At 68.7% G+C, this 16,264-nt stretch carries 12 protein-coding genes; 6 read left to right on the forward strand and 6 right to left on the reverse strand.

Annotated elements, in window-relative coordinates; genetic code table 11:
• Positions 1-78 precede the first annotated feature (78 nt).
• A complete protein-coding gene (locus ENSA5_RS12065; RefSeq protein WP_106391798.1) occupies positions 79-753 on the forward strand; it encodes a hypothetical protein in 675 nt (224 codons plus the stop codon).
• A gap of 40 nt (positions 754-793) precedes the next feature.
• Here ENSA5_RS12065 and ENSA5_RS12070 read toward each other — a convergent pair whose 3' ends face one another.
• A complete protein-coding gene (locus tag ENSA5_RS12070; RefSeq protein WP_106391799.1) occupies positions 794-2,239 on the reverse strand; it encodes a DUF1552 domain-containing protein in 1,446 nt (481 codons plus the stop codon).
• Complete coding sequence (locus tag ENSA5_RS12075; RefSeq protein WP_181197674.1) at positions 2,236-3,951, reverse strand: DUF1592 domain-containing protein; 1,716 nt, start codon at positions 3,949-3,951, stop codon at positions 2,236-2,238. Before ENSA5_RS12075 ends, ENSA5_RS12070 begins: the two co-directional genes overlap by 4 nt.
• Before the next feature lie 199 nt (positions 3,952-4,150).
• Between ENSA5_RS12075 and tkt the strand changes: the two genes are divergently transcribed.
• Positions 4,151-6,190, forward strand: coding sequence for a transketolase (tkt, locus tag ENSA5_RS12080; RefSeq protein ID WP_106391800.1), 2,040 nt, complete (start codon positions 4,151-4,153; stop codon positions 6,188-6,190).
• A 279-nt stretch (positions 6,191-6,469) separates the two neighbouring features.
• Complete coding sequence (gene fusA / locus ENSA5_RS12085; protein WP_106391801.1) at positions 6,470-8,557, forward strand: elongation factor G; 2,088 nt, start codon at positions 6,470-6,472, stop codon at positions 8,555-8,557.
• A gap of 16 nt (positions 8,558-8,573) precedes the next feature.
• Here the strand turns inward: fusA and ENSA5_RS12090 are convergent, their stop codons facing one another.
• On the reverse strand, positions 8,574-9,380 hold the full coding sequence (locus ENSA5_RS12090) for a tRNA(His) guanylyltransferase Thg1 family protein (protein WP_106391802.1): 807 nt from the start codon (positions 9,378-9,380) through the stop codon (positions 8,574-8,576).
• 75 nt (positions 9,381-9,455) lie between these two features.
• Entirely contained in the window at positions 9,456-10,043 is a 588-nt protein-coding gene (locus ENSA5_RS12095) for a single-stranded DNA-binding protein (RefSeq protein ID WP_106391803.1), read from the reverse strand.
• Between the two features lie 223 nt (positions 10,044-10,266).
• On the opposite strand from ENSA5_RS12095, the gene ENSA5_RS12100 reads away from it, so the two are divergent.
• The 3 genes from ENSA5_RS12100 to uvrC all read left to right on the forward strand — a co-directional run bounded on the left by ENSA5_RS12100 (position 10,267) and on the right by uvrC (position 14,269).
• A complete protein-coding gene (locus ENSA5_RS12100) occupies positions 10,267-10,920 on the forward strand; it encodes a hypothetical protein (protein WP_106391804.1) in 654 nt (217 codons plus the stop codon).
• 71 nt (positions 10,921-10,991) lie between these two features.
• Positions 10,992-12,191, forward strand: coding sequence for a M50 family metallopeptidase (locus ENSA5_RS12105; protein WP_181197675.1), 1,200 nt, complete (start codon positions 10,992-10,994; stop codon positions 12,189-12,191).
• 8 nt (positions 12,192-12,199) lie between these two features.
• The gene (uvrC, locus tag ENSA5_RS12110) at positions 12,200-14,269 is read left to right on the forward strand and encodes an excinuclease ABC subunit UvrC (RefSeq protein ID WP_106391806.1); all 2,070 of its coding nucleotides are present in this window, start codon (positions 12,200-12,202) and stop codon (positions 14,267-14,269) included.
• A 23-nt stretch (positions 14,270-14,292) separates the two neighbouring features.
• On the opposite strand, the gene ENSA5_RS12115 is transcribed toward uvrC, so the two are convergent.
• Both ENSA5_RS12115 and ENSA5_RS12120 read right to left on the reverse strand, forming a co-directional pair.
• Positions 14,293-14,877 carry a TetR/AcrR family transcriptional regulator gene (locus tag ENSA5_RS12115; protein WP_106391807.1) on the reverse strand — a complete coding sequence of 195 codons (585 nt, stop codon included), beginning with the start codon at positions 14,875-14,877 and terminating at the stop codon, positions 14,293-14,295.
• 48 nt (positions 14,878-14,925) lie between these two features.
• A partial coding sequence (locus ENSA5_RS12120) for a hypothetical protein (RefSeq protein WP_219906776.1) occupies positions 14,926-16,264 on the reverse strand: 1,339 nt, incomplete at its 5' end.

Below are 16,264 nucleotides of genomic sequence, written 5' to 3' on the forward strand. Positions count from 1 at the left end.
CCGTTTGGCGCGCCTGGAGCCGCGTCTGCGGTAATTATTGCCACGTGACAAGCTCGGTTGTTCGAGAAGGCTCAAACCATGGGTTACGCCAGCTGGTCTCGCCACCTCCCCGCGCTCGTGCCCGCGCTCGCCGCGGTGATCTACCTCGGTCTCCCACAGGCCGAGGCCGAGGCGGCGCCGCCGTCTGGCGAGGGCTTCAACGATGGCGGCGGCTACATCACCTTCACGCCCGGGGCGCTCGTGTTGACCGCAGAGCGCGACTTCACCGACGTGAATCCCAGCTACGGGTGGGCCCTCGGTGGGGGCTACATGTTCGCGCCAGGGAGCCTGTTCAAGGGCACGATCGGCGTCGGCTTCGAGCACAACGTGCTAATGCTCGCCGGCTACAAATTCGGAGACTTCGGCGCCCACGTGCTGCGGGTCATGCCCGAGGCCCGGCTCGGACTCGGCGGAGACACCGTGTGGGGCTACGGGCTGATCGGCGCAGGCTTCGCCAGCACCTTGTGGCACTGGGACCTGGATCTGCCCTTTCTCGAGGGCTTGAGCGGCAGCAGGTCGGCGGCGGGGCTCAACCTCCAAGCTGGCGTTGGTCTCCAGGGGTTCGTCTACAACAACTTCTTCATTGGCGGCGAGGTCGACGTCGACGTCGGGTTCTTTCACGAGAAGGACATCGTGGATTGGGGCAAGAACGACGACCGCGACTTTTCGCTGTACCAGGTCAGCTTCGAGCTGACCCTTGGCTGGCACTTCTGAATTGGGCGCGGCGCCGCGCCGCCGCGGCGCCGCGCCCTGATCAGGCCAGGAGCTCGAGCAGCGGCGTGCGGTCGAAGTTCGGGTCGCCGAAGTCGCTGATGAACTCGTCGTTGGCGTCGCGCAAGCCCGCCGCGCTGCCGATCGTGTTGAGCAGCCGCGCGTGGTTGACGGTGTCGTCGCCGTTGTTGAGCTCCATGTAGAGCCCCTGCTTCAAGAAACCGTTGGCCCCGCCCGCCATCACAGTCGGGAGGTTGCGCGACGTGTGTGCGGGCCCGTTGCCGTTGTCGTTGTACCAGAGGCAGACACCACAATCGATCAGGCGCGCGGCGTCGGGCAGCTCGTAGGCCTCGAGCAGGTCGAGCAAATACTTGAAGGTCTGCGCGAATTGACGGTCGACCATCGAGTGGAGCAGGTCGGCGTTGGCGATCACGTCGCCGCTGTTGTCGTGCGAGGCCCGGCGATGCGAGACGTAGTGGTAGTTCTCCATCAACGAGTTGTCGTCGAGGTTGCGGTAGCGCGTGGACCCGTCGTTGCCCGAGCCGATCTGAAGGCAGACCGAGCGGGTGTAGCCGCAGGCGACCGCGAGCGCGGCGACGTGCATGTGGGCCATGGCGGCGGTCAGGACCTCGTCGCCGATGTCGCTGTCGTAGCCGGGCGAGAGGCCCTCGAGGACCGCGAGCTCGTCGACGCCGAAGCTGCAGGTCAGGTTGTTCTCGAGGTCGCGGATGCTGTCGAGGTGGAGCTGGAGGCGCTGGTGGTCGTTGGAGCTCAGCTTCGGCGAGCTGACCAGGCTCTGGAGCTGGTCGCGGACCATGTCGTTGACGCTGGTCTGGCGGGCGATGAGCTCCTCGAGCTGGTTGGAGTCGAGGCCCATCATGGTCTGATAGGCGAGCAGCGGGTTGTGGAGGGCGGCGCGGCGGTTGCCGGGGCCGCGGTAGGACACGCAGGGGCCGCCGAGCCAGCCGCTGTTCTTGCCCGAGTAGAGGAACAGCGAGTCGCGGCCGTCGGGGTTGAGCTCGCGGCCGATGCGGTGATCGAGGGACTCGCCGTTGGCCTCGGAGTCGCCGCCCTGACCGGGGACGACCGGGCCCTGAGCGGTCAGGCCCTGGAGCGCGCCGTTGGCGTGGCCGTCGGCGTAGTCGAAGTAGTTGGCGTTGACGTTGGACACGACCAGGAGGCGGTCGAGGTGGTCGCTGAGCTCCTCGATCGCGCGCCCGGCCACGGTCTCGGGCGTGAGCGGGCCGTGGGTGGTCGGCCAGAAGCGCTCGGGCTCGTCGCCGAGCGCGGTGCTCTGCTGGGCGGCGACGCCGTTGGCCTGGCGAAAGAAGATCGCGAAGGGATCGACGAGATCGGAGCCGGCTCGGGCCTCGCGGGGGACGAGGCCCTCGAGGAAGGGCAGACCCACGGCGACGCCGCCCGCACCCGCGAGGAAGGTTCGGCGGCCGAACTTGCCGCTGTGCTTGGGACGCTTGTTGATCTTGTTCATGGCAGCTCCTCCGCGGCGCGGTTGAGGAACGCGGGGGCGGTGGTCAAGGCGACGAGCAGCTCCTGGATCGACTGCTGCTGCGCGAGTGAGGCCTCGCCGAGGCGCTGGATCATCACCCAGTCGTCGGGCACGGCGTTGCGACCGGCGGCGTACTCGGCCCAGTGCATCGTGTAGCACTCGTGGATCGCCTCGCTCGCGGCCATGGCCTCGACGAGCTCGAGGGCCCCGGCGACGGCGACGGCCTGCTCACCGACGAAGGGGCTCGCGGTGGTGTCGACGGGCTGGCCGTTGTCGATCGTGCGCCAGGCCCCGATCGCGTCGTAGCTCTCGAAGGGGAAGCCGTAGGGGTTGATGAGGGTCGCGTGGCAGGTCGCGCACTGGTCGGCCGAGGTGTGCGCGGCGACCCGCTCGCGGTTGGTCTGATCGGGCTCGAGCGGCGGCAGCGGGGGGATGCCGTCGGGCGGGGCCGCGATCTGGAGGCAGGACATGCGCTTGGCCAGGAACACGCCGCGGTGGATCGGGTCGGGGTCGACCGAGGTCGAGTTGGCCGCGAGGAAGCCGACCTGGGTGAACACGCCCTTGCGCTGGCTGGGGTCGAGCTCGACGAAGGTGAACTCGTCGCCGTTGACCCCGGGGACCCCGTAGATGTCGGCGAGGTCGTCGTTGACGAAGGTCTCGCTCGAGGTCAGGAGCTCAGCGAGGCCGCCGCCGCCCCCGTAGACGATGTCGCGGATGAAGTGCTCGTGCTCCTGCGCGGCGAGCTCGCCGAGGTCGGCGGGCGCGTCGGGGAAGAAGTTGGGCGAGGGGGAGATGGTCTCGAACTTCTCGGCCTCGAGCAGCTGCTGGTGGAAGCGGACGACCATGTCGCCCGCGCGGGGGTCGGCGATCATGCGCTGGGCCTGGGCCTCGACCGCGGCGGCGGTGTGGAGCTGGCTCGCGGCGGCGGCGTCGAACAGCTCGGCGTCGGGCATCGTGTTCCACAGGAAGTAGGACAGGCGCGCCGCGACCTCGTAGTCGTCGAGCGGGACGAGCTCGTCGACGATGGTCTCGCTGCGCTCGATCCGGTAGAGAAAGAAGGGCGACTGCAGCGTCGCCTCGATCACGTGGCGAACCCCAGCCACGAAGGAGTCGCTGACCCCGCTGTAGTAGGGCGGCGCGGCCACGAACAGCTCGGTCAAGGTTGCGACCTCCTGATCGTCGAGCGGCCGGCGGTAGGCCTTGGCGCCGAAGCTGCGCACGAAGGTTTCGATGCGCTCGGCCTCGCTCGGACCCTCGGGCGGCATGAGCTTGGCGAGCAGGTCCGGGTCGTCGGTGACCTGCTCGGCGACGAGGCCGGCCGCGATCCGGTAGCCCGTCCACAGGGCCTCGTCGATCTCGAGCGAGGTCGCGTCGTTGTCGAAGATGAAGCCTGCGACCTGGGGGTCGGCGCGGAACAGCTCGGAGTGGCCGGTCGGCGCGGACAGCTCGAACAGATCCTGGACCGTGTTCTCCCACTGCTCGTGGGTCAGCCGGTAATAGCGCGGTGAGGGGGAGGGGAGCTCGGCCGCGTCGCCGTCGCCGTCGCCGTCGCCGTCGCCGTCGCTCGTGTCTGCGTCACCGCCGTCGCCGACCGTCTCGCCAGCGGTGCCGCCGGCCTCGTCCGCGTTGACGCTGGTGTAGCAGCCGGCCGCGGTGAGCAGCGCCAGCGTCGGCAGCCATCGTTCAAAGGCCATCCGTTTCACGGCCTAAATATAGATCATGAGATGGCTTAAAACGCGGCAGTCGCGACGTCTCGCGCCGAAGTGATCTCCGAGCGAGCACGCTCACGTGTTTGACCGTAGGGCAGCCGGGTGCGCGTCAGCGCCCGATCGGCGCGTTGGGGGCCACGGCCCTCGGCGTGAGCCCGGGCGCTGGGCGTGATAGCCCTCGCCCATGGCATCGAGCCCCCGCGCCGAGTCGACCCCCCGCACCTTCGATCCCGCGACCGCCGAGCTGATGGTCAAGACCATCAAGGGCCTGGCGATGGACGCCGTCCAGGCCGCGAACTCCGGGCACCCCGGCATGCCGATGGGCTGCGCGGATCTGGCCACGGTGTTGTGGACCGAATTCCTGACCCACGCGCCCGCCGACCCGGGGTGGTTCGATCGCGATCGCTTCGTGCTCTCGGCCGGTCACGGCTCGATGCTGATCTACTCGCTGCTTCACCTGACTGGCTACGCCCTGCCGCTCGACGAGCTGAAGAACTTCCGTCAGTGGGGGTCGAAGACCGCAGGCCACCCGGAGTACGGCCACACCCCGGGCGTCGACGTCACGACCGGTCCGCTCGGCTCGGGCTTCGCGGCTGGCGTCGGCATGGCCCTGGCCGAGCGCTTCTTGGCCGACCACTTCAACCGCGAGGGCCACACGATCCTCGACCACCTGACCTACGGGATCGTCAGCGACGGTGACCTCATGGAGGGCCTCGCGTCCGAGGCCGCGAGCCTCGCGGGCCACCTCGGGCTCGGCAAGCTGATCTACCTCTACGACGACAACCAGATCTCGATCGACGGCGGGACCGACATCACCTTCACCGAAGACGTCGCCAAGCGCTTCGACGCCTACGGCTGGCACGTGCTGAAGGTCGACGGACACGACCACGCGGCCGTGCGCGCGGCGATCGTCGCGGCCCGGGCGGCGGTCGACAAGCCGAGCCTGATCTGCTGCCGCACGGTCATCGCCCACGGCGCGCCGACCAAGGCCGGGACCTCCGGGGCTCACGGCGCTCCGCTCGGGGCCGAGGAGATCGCCGCGACCAAGCGCGCGATGGACTGGCCGCTCGAGCCGACCTTCCATGTGCCCGCGACGGTCAGCGAGGCGCTCGCGGCCCAGCGTGCGGTCCACGCCGAGGCCAAGGCCGACTGGGACGCGCGCATGACCGCCTACCGCGAGGCTCACCCCGAGCTCGGGCGCGCGCTCGATCAGGCGATCGCGGGCGAGCTGCCCGCGGAGGTCGGCGCGGTGCTCGACGCGGCGATCGACGGGTTCGAGGTCGGCGCCTCGATCGCCACGCGCAAGTCGAGCCACAAGGTCCTCAGCGCGCTCGCGGAGGCCCACCCGCTGCTGCTCGGCGGCTCGGCCGACCTCGCCGGATCCAACGGCGTGGCGCTGCCCGGGACCCCCGGCCAGAGCAAGGAGCAGCCCGAGGGCCGCAACATCCACTTCGGCGTCCGCGAGCACGGCATGGCCGGAGTCTGCAACGGGATGGCGCTGCACGGCGGCGTGCGGGTGTTCGACGCGACCTTCCTGGTCTTCTCCGACTTCATGCGCGGGGCCCTGCGGCTGTCGGCGCTGATGGGCTTGCCGGTCGTCCACGTGTTCACCCACGACAGCTTCTATCTCGGCGAGGACGGACCCACGCACCAGCCGATCGAGCACGCGATGAGCTTGCGGGTCATGCCCAACCTCCACGTCATCCGGCCCGGCGACGCGCGCGAGACCGTCGGCGCGTGGCGGCACGCGCTCGCCCGGACCGACGGCCCGACGGCGCTGCTGCTCACCCGTCAGGGCTTGCCGACGCTAGCCGAAGCGCAGGCCGAGGGGGTGACCCGCGGCGCCTACGTGTTGTCCGACCCCGAGGGCGAGGGCGAGCTCGACGGGATCTTGATCGCGACCGGCTCGGAGCTCTCGCTGGCGCGCTCGTGCGCGGAGTCGCTGCGCGAGCAAGGCCAGCGCGTGCGCGTGGTCTCGATGCCGTGCTGGGAGGCCTTCGCCGACCAGGACGCGGCCTACCGCGAGTCGGTCTTGCCCGCGGCCGTCGGGCGCGAGCGCCGGCTGGCGATCGAAGCCGGCGCGACCCTCGGCTGGGAGCGCTACGCCGACCACGTCCACGGCGTCGATCATTTCGGCGCGTCGGCGCCGGCCAAGGTCCTCGCCGAGAAGTTCGGCTTCACCGTCGACGCCGTGCTCGCGCGCTGGGCTGCGATCCGGGGCTGAGCCCCTTTCACGCCGGGCCCCGCGCCGAGCGGGGCCGCCGATCGAGCCATGAGCGCGCCTTGCGCTTGCCTTGATTTACTGCGCGGCGAGAACAGCTCACACTCCAGCGCACAACCTTGCGTGCTTCAGATCCGCGCGCGCGAGCGCGACAGCACGCTGTCACGGCCCAACTCGGCGCCGGGAGTGTGGACCGTCACGCCGGGTCGCCCACGCGCACCTGTGCCCGCGCCGACCGTGTGGCATCCTCCGCGCCTTCGCACCTCCAGACCCATCAGAGCCATGGACCTCGAAAAAGTTCGCAATATCGGAATCTCCGCCCACATCGACTCGGGCAAGACGACCCTCACCGAGCGGGTCCTGTTTTATACGGGCCGCATCCACAAGATCGAGGAGGTCAAGGGTAAGTCCGGCGTCGGCGCGACGATGGACTCGATGGAGCTCGAGCGTGAGCGCGGCATCACGATCCAGTCGGCCGCGACCGCCGTGAAGTGGCGCGACTTCGACATCAACATCATCGACACGCCCGGACACGTCGACTTCACCGTCGAGGTCGAGCGGGCCCTGAGCGTGCTCGACGGCGCGATCCTGGTCCTGTGCGCGGTCTCGGGCGTGCAGTCGCAGTCGATCACCGTCGACCGCCAGATGCGGCGCTACAACGTCCCCCGCCTCGCGTTCATCAACAAGATGGACCGGGCCGGCGCCGACGCGGTCAACGTGACCAAGCAGCTGCGCCAGAAGCTGCACCACAACGCCGTGCTCGTCGTCTACCCGATCGGGGCCGAGGACCAGCACGAGGGCGTCGTCGACCTGCGCACGCGCAAGGCCTACTACTTCGACGGCGACAACGGCGAGAACATCCGCATCGAGGAGTGCCCGGCCGAGCTCGTCGACGACGTCGAGGAGTACCGCCTCAAGCTCGTCGAGGCCCTCGGCGACTACGACGACGGGATCATGGAAAAATTCCTGTCCGAGGAGGAGGTCAGCGCCGAGGAGATGGAGCCGGTCATCCGCAAGGCCACGCTCTCGCTCGGGCTGACCCCGGTGTTCTGTGGCTCGGCCTACAAGAACAAGGGCGTGCAGATCCTGCTCGACGCGGTCTGCTCCTACCTCCCGGCCCCGAACGAGATCGACAACGAGGCCTACGACCTCGGCAACGACGAGGAGAAGGTCATGCTCCACAGCGTGCCCGACAAGCCCCTCGTCGCCCTCGCGTTCAAGCTCGAGGATGGCAAGTACGGCCAGCTGACCTACACCCGCATCTACCAGGGCACGCTGCGCAAGGGCGAGTTCATCTACAACCAAAAGACCAACAAGAAGCACAAGCTCGGTCGCCTGGTTCGGATGCACGCCGACAAGATGAGCGACATCGACGAGGCCGTCGCCGGCGACATCGTCGCGCTGTTCGGGATCGACTGCTCCTCGGGTGACACCTTCACCGACGGCACGGTCCAGTACTCGATGCAGTCGATGCACGTGCCCGACGCGGTCATCAGCTACGCGATCGAGCCCAAGGACAAGGGCGGCCAGGCCAACTTCTCCAAGGGCCTCAACCGCTTCTCCAAGGAAGACCCAACCTTCAAGGTCCACCGCGACGAGGAGTCCGGCCAGACCATCATCTCGGGCATGGGCGAGCTCCACCTCGAGGTCTACATCGAGCGCATGCGGCGTGAGTACAAGGTCGACACGATCGTCGGTGAGCCGCAGGTCGCCTACCGCGAGACCGTGACGCGGGAGACCACCTACAACTACACGCACAAGAAGCAGACCGGCGGCTCGGGTCAGTACGCGCGCCTCGCCGGGGTGATGCGCCCGATCGACAAGGACTCCGAGGGCGACCCCCACTACCGCTTCGTCAACAAGATCAGCGGCGGCGCGATCCCGCGCGAGTACATCCCCTCGTGCGACAAGGGCTTCAAGGAGTCGATGGACAAGGGCGTCCTGATCGAGGCCCCGGTCACCGGTATCGAGATGGAGGTCAACGACGGTCAGTCCCACGCCGTCGACTCGAGCGACATGGCGTTCACGATCGCCGCTCGCGCCGCCTTCAAGGAGGCCATGCGCGCGGCCAAGCCCGTGATCATGGAGCCGATCATGAAGGTCCAGGTCGAGGGCCCCGAGGAGTTCCAAGGTGGCATGCAGACCACGCTGATCCGCCGCCGCGGCACGATCATCGGGTCCGAGACCCACCACGGCAACACCGTGATCGACGCCCACGTCCCGCTCTCGGAGATGTTCGGCTACTCGACGGAGCTGCGCTCCGCGACCCAGGGTAAGGCGGAGTTCACCATGGAGTTCGCCCACTACGACAAGGTGCCCTCGCAGATCCAAGAGGATCTGATCAAGAAGCACCAAGAAGCCAAGAAGTAGCCGCGCCGAGCGGTCGTCAGGGGGTCGGGCCGGTCTTCGGCTCGGCCCCTTCGAATATCACCGCCACGCGGTTGGTGACCTTGTCGAAGGGCGGCATCTCGATGCGCCGGACCACGGTCCGGCTCACGCGCAGCTCGGGGTTCGCCCGCGCGGCGTGGCGCGGCGGCAGCTCGTCGAGCTCCTCGGCCGTGAACGGGCGCTCGACCTGCTCGCGCCGAATGAACGACCCGCGCTTGAAGAAGGGCGGGTAGTCGTTGAAGTTGACCCCGGCCTGAAACAGCAGCTCCTGCTGCTGCGACGCGCTCTGGCCCGTGACCTCGGCGTGGGTGTAGTAGTGCCGGGCCGCCATCGAGATCGCGTTTTTGGTCGCGTCGCGCTCGCGCCACAGCAGCGTGTTGGCGGCCTCTTCTCGAGTTGGCAGCGTCCACACGCGGGCGTCGAACAAGGCCGGGGTGTCGCGTCGCTCGGGGATGCCCGCGGCGACCCCCGCGTTGAACCATGCCGTGGTCATCGACGCGAGGATCGAGCTGAGCTTCTGGATCCGGCCGTCCATGAAGATCTGCGAGGCCGAGGTCGAGCTGTAGAACACGAGGCTGATCTCGTCGGACTGCGTGTAGCCGATGACTGCCTGGGTCTCGGTCACGAGCCTCTCGGTGACCGCTTGCATGAGCTCGGACAGGCGCTCGTCGTAGGGCCGGGCGAGGCCCTGGGTCCACCTCGAGAAGCGCTTGCCGTCGATGCGGGCGCACACGGGCAGCAGCGGCAGGCAGCGCCGGCCGGCCTCCTGGCGCTCGTAGAGCTTCATGCGATCGCCGAGGCTCATCTGTGATCTCGTGATCTCTCCCGGGCCGCGCAGGCCCTGGGAGGGAGATGCCCTCCCAGGACGCTCGCAGCGGGCCTAGAACGGAATGTCGTCGTCCCCGGGCCCCGTCGGCGAGTAGTCGCCCGGATCGTAGGGCTCCGGACCACCGCCACCGCCGCCGCCGCCGTTGCCGCCGCCGCCGCCGTAGCCACCGCCACCGCCACCGTAGCCGCCGCCGCCGCCACCACGGCCGCCGCCACCGCCACCGCGGTTGCCACCGCCGCCGCCGTAGCCGCCGCCACCGCCGTCATAACCGCCGCCGCCGCCACCGCGGCCGCCGCCACCTTCACCGCGGCCGCCGAGGAACTGGACCGTGTCGGCGACGACCTCGGTCGAGTAGCGCTTGATGCCGTCCTTGTCGTCGTAGCTGCGGGTTCGCAGCCGGCCCTCGACGTAGACCTGGCGGCCCTTGGACAGGTAGTTGTTGCAGTGCTCGGCCTGCTGGCCGAAGACCGAGATGCGATGCCACTCGGTCTCCTCGACGAGCTCGTTGGTCTGCTTGTTGCGCCACTTGCGGGTGGTCGCGACCGAGAGGTTGGCCACCGGGCTGCCGCTTTGGGTGTAACGGAGCTCGGGATCGCGCCCGAGGTTGCCGATGAGAATGACCTTGTTGACGCCGGACATGAGGGCTCCTGTTGCGAATATTCGGGCCTGGGTTGGGTGTTGGCAAGCGCGGCGACGGCCCGAGCTGTCGCTGGTTTCCCGCCGCGCCGAGGTGGTGTCGGCCCGCGGCGAGGCGCGTTGCACAAAAAGTTGGGGGCTCGGTGAAGCCCGCGCTCGGCCCGTTGGTGGTTGACCGGATCCGCGCGCCAGGTCAAGGTGTGCCCGCGCCCGCGTTCGTCTGACGATGCCGCCCGATCTGACCATCGCCCTGTGCCTGCGTGACGACGAGTCTCGTCTCGCCGACATGGCCGCGGCCGCCGTCGAGGTCGCCGAGTGCCTGATCCGTGAGCACGCCGTCGGCGAGTGGGCCGAGCGCACGCGTGAGGAAGCTTTGATCGACACCGAAGCCGAGCCCGGGCGAGATCTCGGCCTGAGCTTCGAGCTGCTCGCGCTCGACGAGTCGTCCCGCGACAACACCCTGAGCGTGCTCAGCATCCTCCACGCCCGGCATCGGCAGCTGCGCACGCTCCAGGGCCTCGAGCGGGGCACGGCCGTGATGCGGGCCGCTCGCTCGGCTCAGGGGCGGGTGTGGCTGCTCGTCGACGGGCCCTTCGAGCACGAGCACGGGCTGTGGGCCGCGCGGCAGGTGTTTTGCGGCGATCGAGCGGCGATCGTCCCAGGTGAGGTCCTCGCCGTGACGCGAAACCTCGGCCAGGCGGCCCTCGGCTGGCTCGGTGGCGGCCTCGTCAGCGCCCAGCGCGAGGTCACCCAGATGCTCGAGTCCCACGGCCAGCGGCCCGCCTGGAGCCCCCCGCGTGACCAGGCCCTGCGCAGTCGCGCGCGCCTGTTCGTCCGCGGGCGCCTCAGCCGCTTCGGCCTCGGTCACTACGATCGCTAGCCCTCGGTGAACAGGCCGAGCGCGACCTGGGCACAGTGCACGGAGGGCCGCGGGGGCTTATAAGGTCACCCGTGACCTGGGTTCTGGCCATCCTCGCCCTCTCGGTCCTGATCATCATCCACGAGTTTGGGCACTACGTGTGCGCCAAGATCGGTGGGATGCACGTCGATCGCTTCTCGGTGATCGGCATCGGGCCGGTGATCCTCAAGCTCTTCACCTGGAAGGGCACGGAGTTCGTCATCAGCGCGATCCCCTTCGGCGCCTACGTGCACATCGTCGGCATGGAGCCCGAGGAGTACGCGCAGGACGAGGAGGGCAACCTCCCGGATCCGCCGCAGGGCTACCGCAATTTCCGCGACAGCCCGCTGTGGGCCCGGCTGCTGGCGATCGCTGGCGGACCGATCGCCAACTACCTCGCGGCCATGATCCTCGTGATCGCCGCGTTCGCGGCGGTCGGCGTCAAGGAGCCGGTCGGGGTCGAGGTCGCGGACTTCGGGCTCGGGAGCCCGGCGGCCGCGGCGGGGGTCGAGGTCGGCGACGAGATCCTCGCGGTCGACGGCGAGCCGGTCAGCGGCCCCGACTACCGCCAGTCCGTGATCGATCTGACCCAGGACAAGCTCGGGACCACGGTCGAGCTGAGCATCGACCGCGAGGGTGAGCAGCTGCTCTACCCGGTCGCGCTCAACCCCGAGGCGCCCGCGCTCAACACCAGCTTGACCAACAAGGGTGAGTACATCCCGATCAGCCCGGCCAAGGCGGTCGCGCTCGGCGCCAAGTGGCCCTTCACCCAGACCGCGCGTCAGCTAAAGGGCTTGTGGTCGCTGGTCACGGGCAAGACCGAGGCCAAGGTCGGCGGACCGGTGGCGATCGCCAAGGCGATCAAGGGCAGCGCGGACCGGGGCGTGATCGACTTCGTGGTCTTCAGCGCGCTGATCTCGACGGTGCTCGGCATGTTCAACCTCCTGCCGCTGCCGGCCCTCGACGGCGGACGCCTGATCTTCTTGATCTACGAGCTCATCGCTCGGCGCCCGCCCAACAAGGTGCTCGAGGAGCGCATCCACATGGGCGGGATGATCGCGCTGCTGGGGTTGATCGCGTGGGCGACCGTCAACGATGTCCGACCGGAGCACGCGCCGATCTGGAAGGAGTCGGCCGCCGAGTTCGAGGCCGAGGCGCTCAAGCTCGAGCAGGCTGACGCCGAGGCGGCGGCGCCCGAGGCCGAGGCCGAGGCAGAACCCGAGCCCGTCGAGGCGCCGGCCGCCGACGGCTGAGGCGCGCGATGGCCGTCAAGCCCCGGCGCCTCGCGCCCTCGGGCCAAGCCGAGGGCATCCCAGCCGACTGGAAGCCGCGCGCGCGCAACCGCGAGCAGCTGCTCGAGCTCGTCGAGCGCCTGCCGAGCGAGCCCGGCGTCTACGTGATGCGCGATCGCAAGGGCCGGGTCGTCTACGTCGGCAAGGCCCGGCGCCTGCGCCAGCGCGTGCGCCAGTACTTCAACGGCCACGACACCCGGCTGTTCGTGCCCCGGCTGGCCAAGGTCCTCGGCGACATCGAGGCCGTGATCACCTCCAACGACAAGGAGGCGATGCTGCTCGAGAACAACCTGATCAAGCGCCACCAGCCGCGCTTCAACGTCAAGCTGCGCGACGACAAGCAGTATTTGGTCTTGCGTCTCGACGCCCGCGCTGCGTGGCCCAAGCTCGAGGTCGTGCGCAACATCCGGCAGGACGGGGCCCACTACTACGGCCCCTATCACTCGGCGAGCTCGGCCCGGCACACGCTGCGGGTCGTCAACCGTCACTTCAAGCTCCGGACCTGCTCGGACTTCGTGCTCGCCCATCGCAAGCGGCCGTGTCTTCAGCATCAGATCGATCGCTGCCCGGCGCCGTGCGTGTTCGAGGTCGACGCGCAGGCCTACGCCGATCAGGTCCGCGACGTCGGGCTGTTCCTCGGTGGGCGCCACGGTGAGCTCGTCGCCGGGCTCGAGCAGCGCATGCAGGCCGCCGCCGACGCGCTCGAGTTCGAGACCGCCGCGCGGGTCCGGGATCAGCTGCGCGCGGTCGAGACCACCCTCCAGCGCCAGGACGTGGTCGGGACCGGCGAGCTCGATCAGGACCTCGTCGGGATGTACCGCGAGGGCGGCAACGTCGAGTTCGTGGTCATGCACGTGCGCCAGGGCAAGCTGATCGGGACCCAGCGCTACTCCGAGAAGGGCATGGAGCTGCCCGACGCCGAGGTCCTCAACGGCTTCCTCAGCGCCTACTACGACGAGGCCCCGCTCGTGCCCGACGAGCTGCTGCTGCCCTTCGCCCTGGCCGAGGACGACGCGGAGCCGCTCGGGGTCTGGCTGAGCGAGCGCCGCGGCAAGAAGGTCAAGGTCAAGGTGCCCGCGCGGGGGGATCGCAAGAAGCTCGTGCTCCTGGCCGAGCGTAACGCCGCGAGCAATTTTGTGACGCGGAGGAACAAGCGCGACGACAGCGAGGCCGCGCTCGTGGCCCTGCGCAAGCGCCTGCGCCTGAGCCGGCTGCCGCGGCGGATGGAGTGCTACGACGTCAGCCACATCCAGGGCAGCGAGCCGGTCGCCTCGATGGTCGTGTTCGTCGACGGCGTGGCGGACAAGGCGAGCTATCGCCAGTTCAAGATCAAGGGCGCCGACGGCCGGGGCCAGCGGCAAAACGATGACTTCGCCTCGATGCACGAGGTCCTCGGCCGACGGCTGCGGCGCGCGCTCGAGGATGAGGACTGGGCCCTGCCTGATCTGATCGTGATCGATGGCGGCAAGGGGCAGCTCGGGCGCGCGATCGCGGCGATGCAGGACCTGGGCATCGCGCTCGGGGACGAGGGCGTGGACCTGGTCTCGCTGGCCAAGGAGCGGCGCTTTGCGGTCAGCGCGAGCAAGCGCGGGCTCGAGCAGCTGCGCGAGCGCGGGGGGAAGGGCGCGGCGGCGGCGGAGCCGGGCGAGGCGCTCGCCGACTACGTGGTCGAGACCGCCGACGAGGACGAGGGCCGCGGCGAGGTCCGGCCCGAGCGGGTGTTCGTGCCCGGGGCCAAAGACGCGATCGCCCTGCCGCACGGGTCTTCGGAGCTCTACCTGATGACGCGGCTGCGCGATGAGGCCCACCGCTTTGCGATCACCCATCACCGCAAGCGTCGGGGCAAGCGATCGCTGGTCTCGGTGCTCGACCAGATCGCGGGGGTCGGGCCGGCGACCAAGCGAGCGCTGGTCAAGCATTTTGGCAGCGTCAAGGCGATCCGAGCGGCTTCGGTCGAGCAGCTGTGCGAGGTCAAGGGCGTCGGGCCGAAGCTGGCCGCTGTGATTCATGCGGCGCTCGGGGCCGGGCCTGGCGCGTGACTCGGTGATCCGCTCGACGACTCCTACGCTCGCCTCGGGCTCGTCGTCGACCACGGCCCGCTGGCGGCGAGCGTGACGAGGTGCTCGATGACCATCTCGTGGGCAGCGTCGAGATCTTTGGTGCCGCAGATCGCGAGGAGCTCGTCCTTGCTGTGGAACGCGAAGCGCATGGTCAGCAAGACGATGCTGTGGCCGTAGAGCCGCGCCGCGGGCCCGTAGGCCTGGGCGAGCCGGTTCAAGAAGGGCTCGAGGGACTGACGCCAGTTGGTGTCCGAGACGTTGCCCTCGCGCGCGGTCAAGAAGAAGCGCGCGCGGACGAGCTCGCGGTTCGCGCGGCATAGCCCGTAGAAGTCGGTCAGGACCTGCTCGAGCGTGCTCTCGCCCTCGAACCAGGGGTGGTTGGAGAGCATGTCCCAGGCTTGCTGCTGAAACGACTCGATGGTCGCGTCGAGCAGGTGCTGGGTCGTGGGATAGTAGTGAGTCACGGTCCCCGGTGAGAGGCCGGCTCGCTCGGCGACGAGCCGGACTCGCAGGCCATTGATCCCTCGCTCCTCGAGCTCCTCTGTCGCCGCCGAGATGATCTGATCGAGGGTGTGGGGCTTTTCCATGGTCGAGGGGCGGTGACGTCGCCGCCCTCGACTCTACTCTAATCTGCTCTAATCTGCCGCGAGTTTCGAGGGGCACTTCAAGGTCTGGGTGCAGTCGTCGGTATCGCTCGGCCCGCTCCCCTTCGGTGGCTTCCCGACGTCGAAGCTGCCCACGGAGGGGGTCTGCTTGGTCGAGACCTTGTTGCTGTACTTTTTCTTCATGTTCGCTGACGTGCGCGGGGGTGCGTAGCGGTACCACTTGCCGGAGCCGCCGACGGTCTTCGAGCCGGGGCACATGCTCGGGGGCATGAACATGTCGTCAGCGGCCATGCGCATCTCCGTGCCGCAGCTGGGGTTGAGCTGAACGTTGTACTTCAGGGTGTTCCAGTAGTTGCTGACGTCCTTGCCGCCGGTCGACTGGTAGACGCAGTGATCGTGAATCAAGCAGCCGAGGCCCCAGCCCCCGCCTCCTCCGACCCAATCGGGGGGCGCGTCACAGCCAGGCCCACAGCGGCCGTTGCAGGGGTAGACGCCGTCGGCCACCTTGGGACCGGGGATCGTCACATTCGCGGCCTTGGAGCGCGACCACCACCGGGGAATCGAGGCGGTGATCGTCTCGACACTCACTTGCTTCGTCTTCCCGTTCAACATCTCCTTCGTCTTCGTCTTCTCCGGGAACATGTTGAAGCCGATGCAATAGTATTTGCCGTATTCCACGCACTCGATCTGGCCATCGCGCGCGTCGGTGAGGAAGTGGCCGTTGCAACTCGACGTGTTCGGTAGGCTCGAGAAATAGGGCAGCTCGGACGCGTCGTCCGCGATGTCGGAGGGGTTGAAGGCGAGGACCGAGGCGTCGAGCGCGAGCCCCGGATCCTGTGCGTCGCCGGAGTCGAAGCGCTCGAGGACCGCGAGGGTCTCCGAGTCCTCGTCGGGTTCGTCCTCCCAGGATGTCACGTACGCGTCGTCGAAGAAGCTCGGCGCGGTCTCGTCGAGCACGGGGAGCTTGGTGTCCCACGAGTCCCAGACGAACCCGGGCAGGCTCTCCGCCATCATCCCCAGCGCGCGGTGGGTGTAGAGCACAGCGATGGGATTGAGCGGGCGGCGCTCGAGTTGCGAGATCGCACGGTAAGCTTCGTTCACGGCGCGCCAGTCCTCCGGTGTGAGCTGCTCATCGTTGCCCTCGATGAGAAGCTCTCCCTGTTCGTAGTCGGCGCGAAAACTCGCCGAGACCGTGGCCGTGCGAAGATCGACCTGAACGATGTGGTCGCTGAGCACGGCGGCGTCGAAGCCAACGAAGCCCCCCTCTGCGGTGTGGATTGAGCCGTGAATTGCGTCGGCTTGGCCGTTTAGTACGAATCCTTGTGCGGGGGAGTTTGGGGTGGAGGGCGTCTGTGCCCGGCTGTTGGGG

Source organism: Enhygromyxa salina (assembly GCF_002994615.1).
In the GTDB taxonomy this organism is placed as follows: Bacteria; Myxococcota_A; Polyangia; order Nannocystales; family Nannocystaceae; genus Plesiocystis; species Plesiocystis salina_A.

Bases quoted from the DNA above. Each gene is read 5' to 3' on its own strand.
- ENSA5_RS12065 (WP_106391798.1), top strand. From the start codon at position 79: ATGGGTTACGCCAGCTGGTCTCGCCACCTCCCCGCGCTCGTGCCCGCG.
- ENSA5_RS12070 (WP_106391799.1), bottom strand. From the start codon at position 2,239: ATGAACAAGATCAACAAGCGTCCCAAGCACAGCGGCAAGTTCGGCCGC.
- ENSA5_RS12075 (WP_181197674.1), bottom strand. From the start codon at position 3,951: ATGGCCTTTGAACGATGGCTGCCGACGCTGGCGCTGCTCACCGCGGCC.
- tkt (WP_106391800.1), top strand. From the start codon at position 4,151: ATGGCATCGAGCCCCCGCGCCGAGTCGACCCCCCGCACCTTCGATCCC.
- fusA (WP_106391801.1), top strand. From the start codon at position 6,470: ATGGACCTCGAAAAAGTTCGCAATATCGGAATCTCCGCCCACATCGAC.
- ENSA5_RS12090 (WP_106391802.1), bottom strand. From the start codon at position 9,380: ATGAGCCTCGGCGATCGCATGAAGCTCTACGAGCGCCAGGAGGCCGGC.
- ENSA5_RS12095 (WP_106391803.1), bottom strand. From the start codon at position 10,043: ATGTCCGGCGTCAACAAGGTCATTCTCATCGGCAACCTCGGGCGCGAT.
- ENSA5_RS12100 (WP_106391804.1), top strand. From the start codon at position 10,267: ATGCCGCCCGATCTGACCATCGCCCTGTGCCTGCGTGACGACGAGTCT.
- uvrC (WP_106391806.1), top strand. From the start codon at position 12,200: ATGGCCGTCAAGCCCCGGCGCCTCGCGCCCTCGGGCCAAGCCGAGGGC.
- ENSA5_RS12115 (WP_106391807.1), bottom strand. From the start codon at position 14,877: ATGGAAAAGCCCCACACCCTCGATCAGATCATCTCGGCGGCGACAGAG.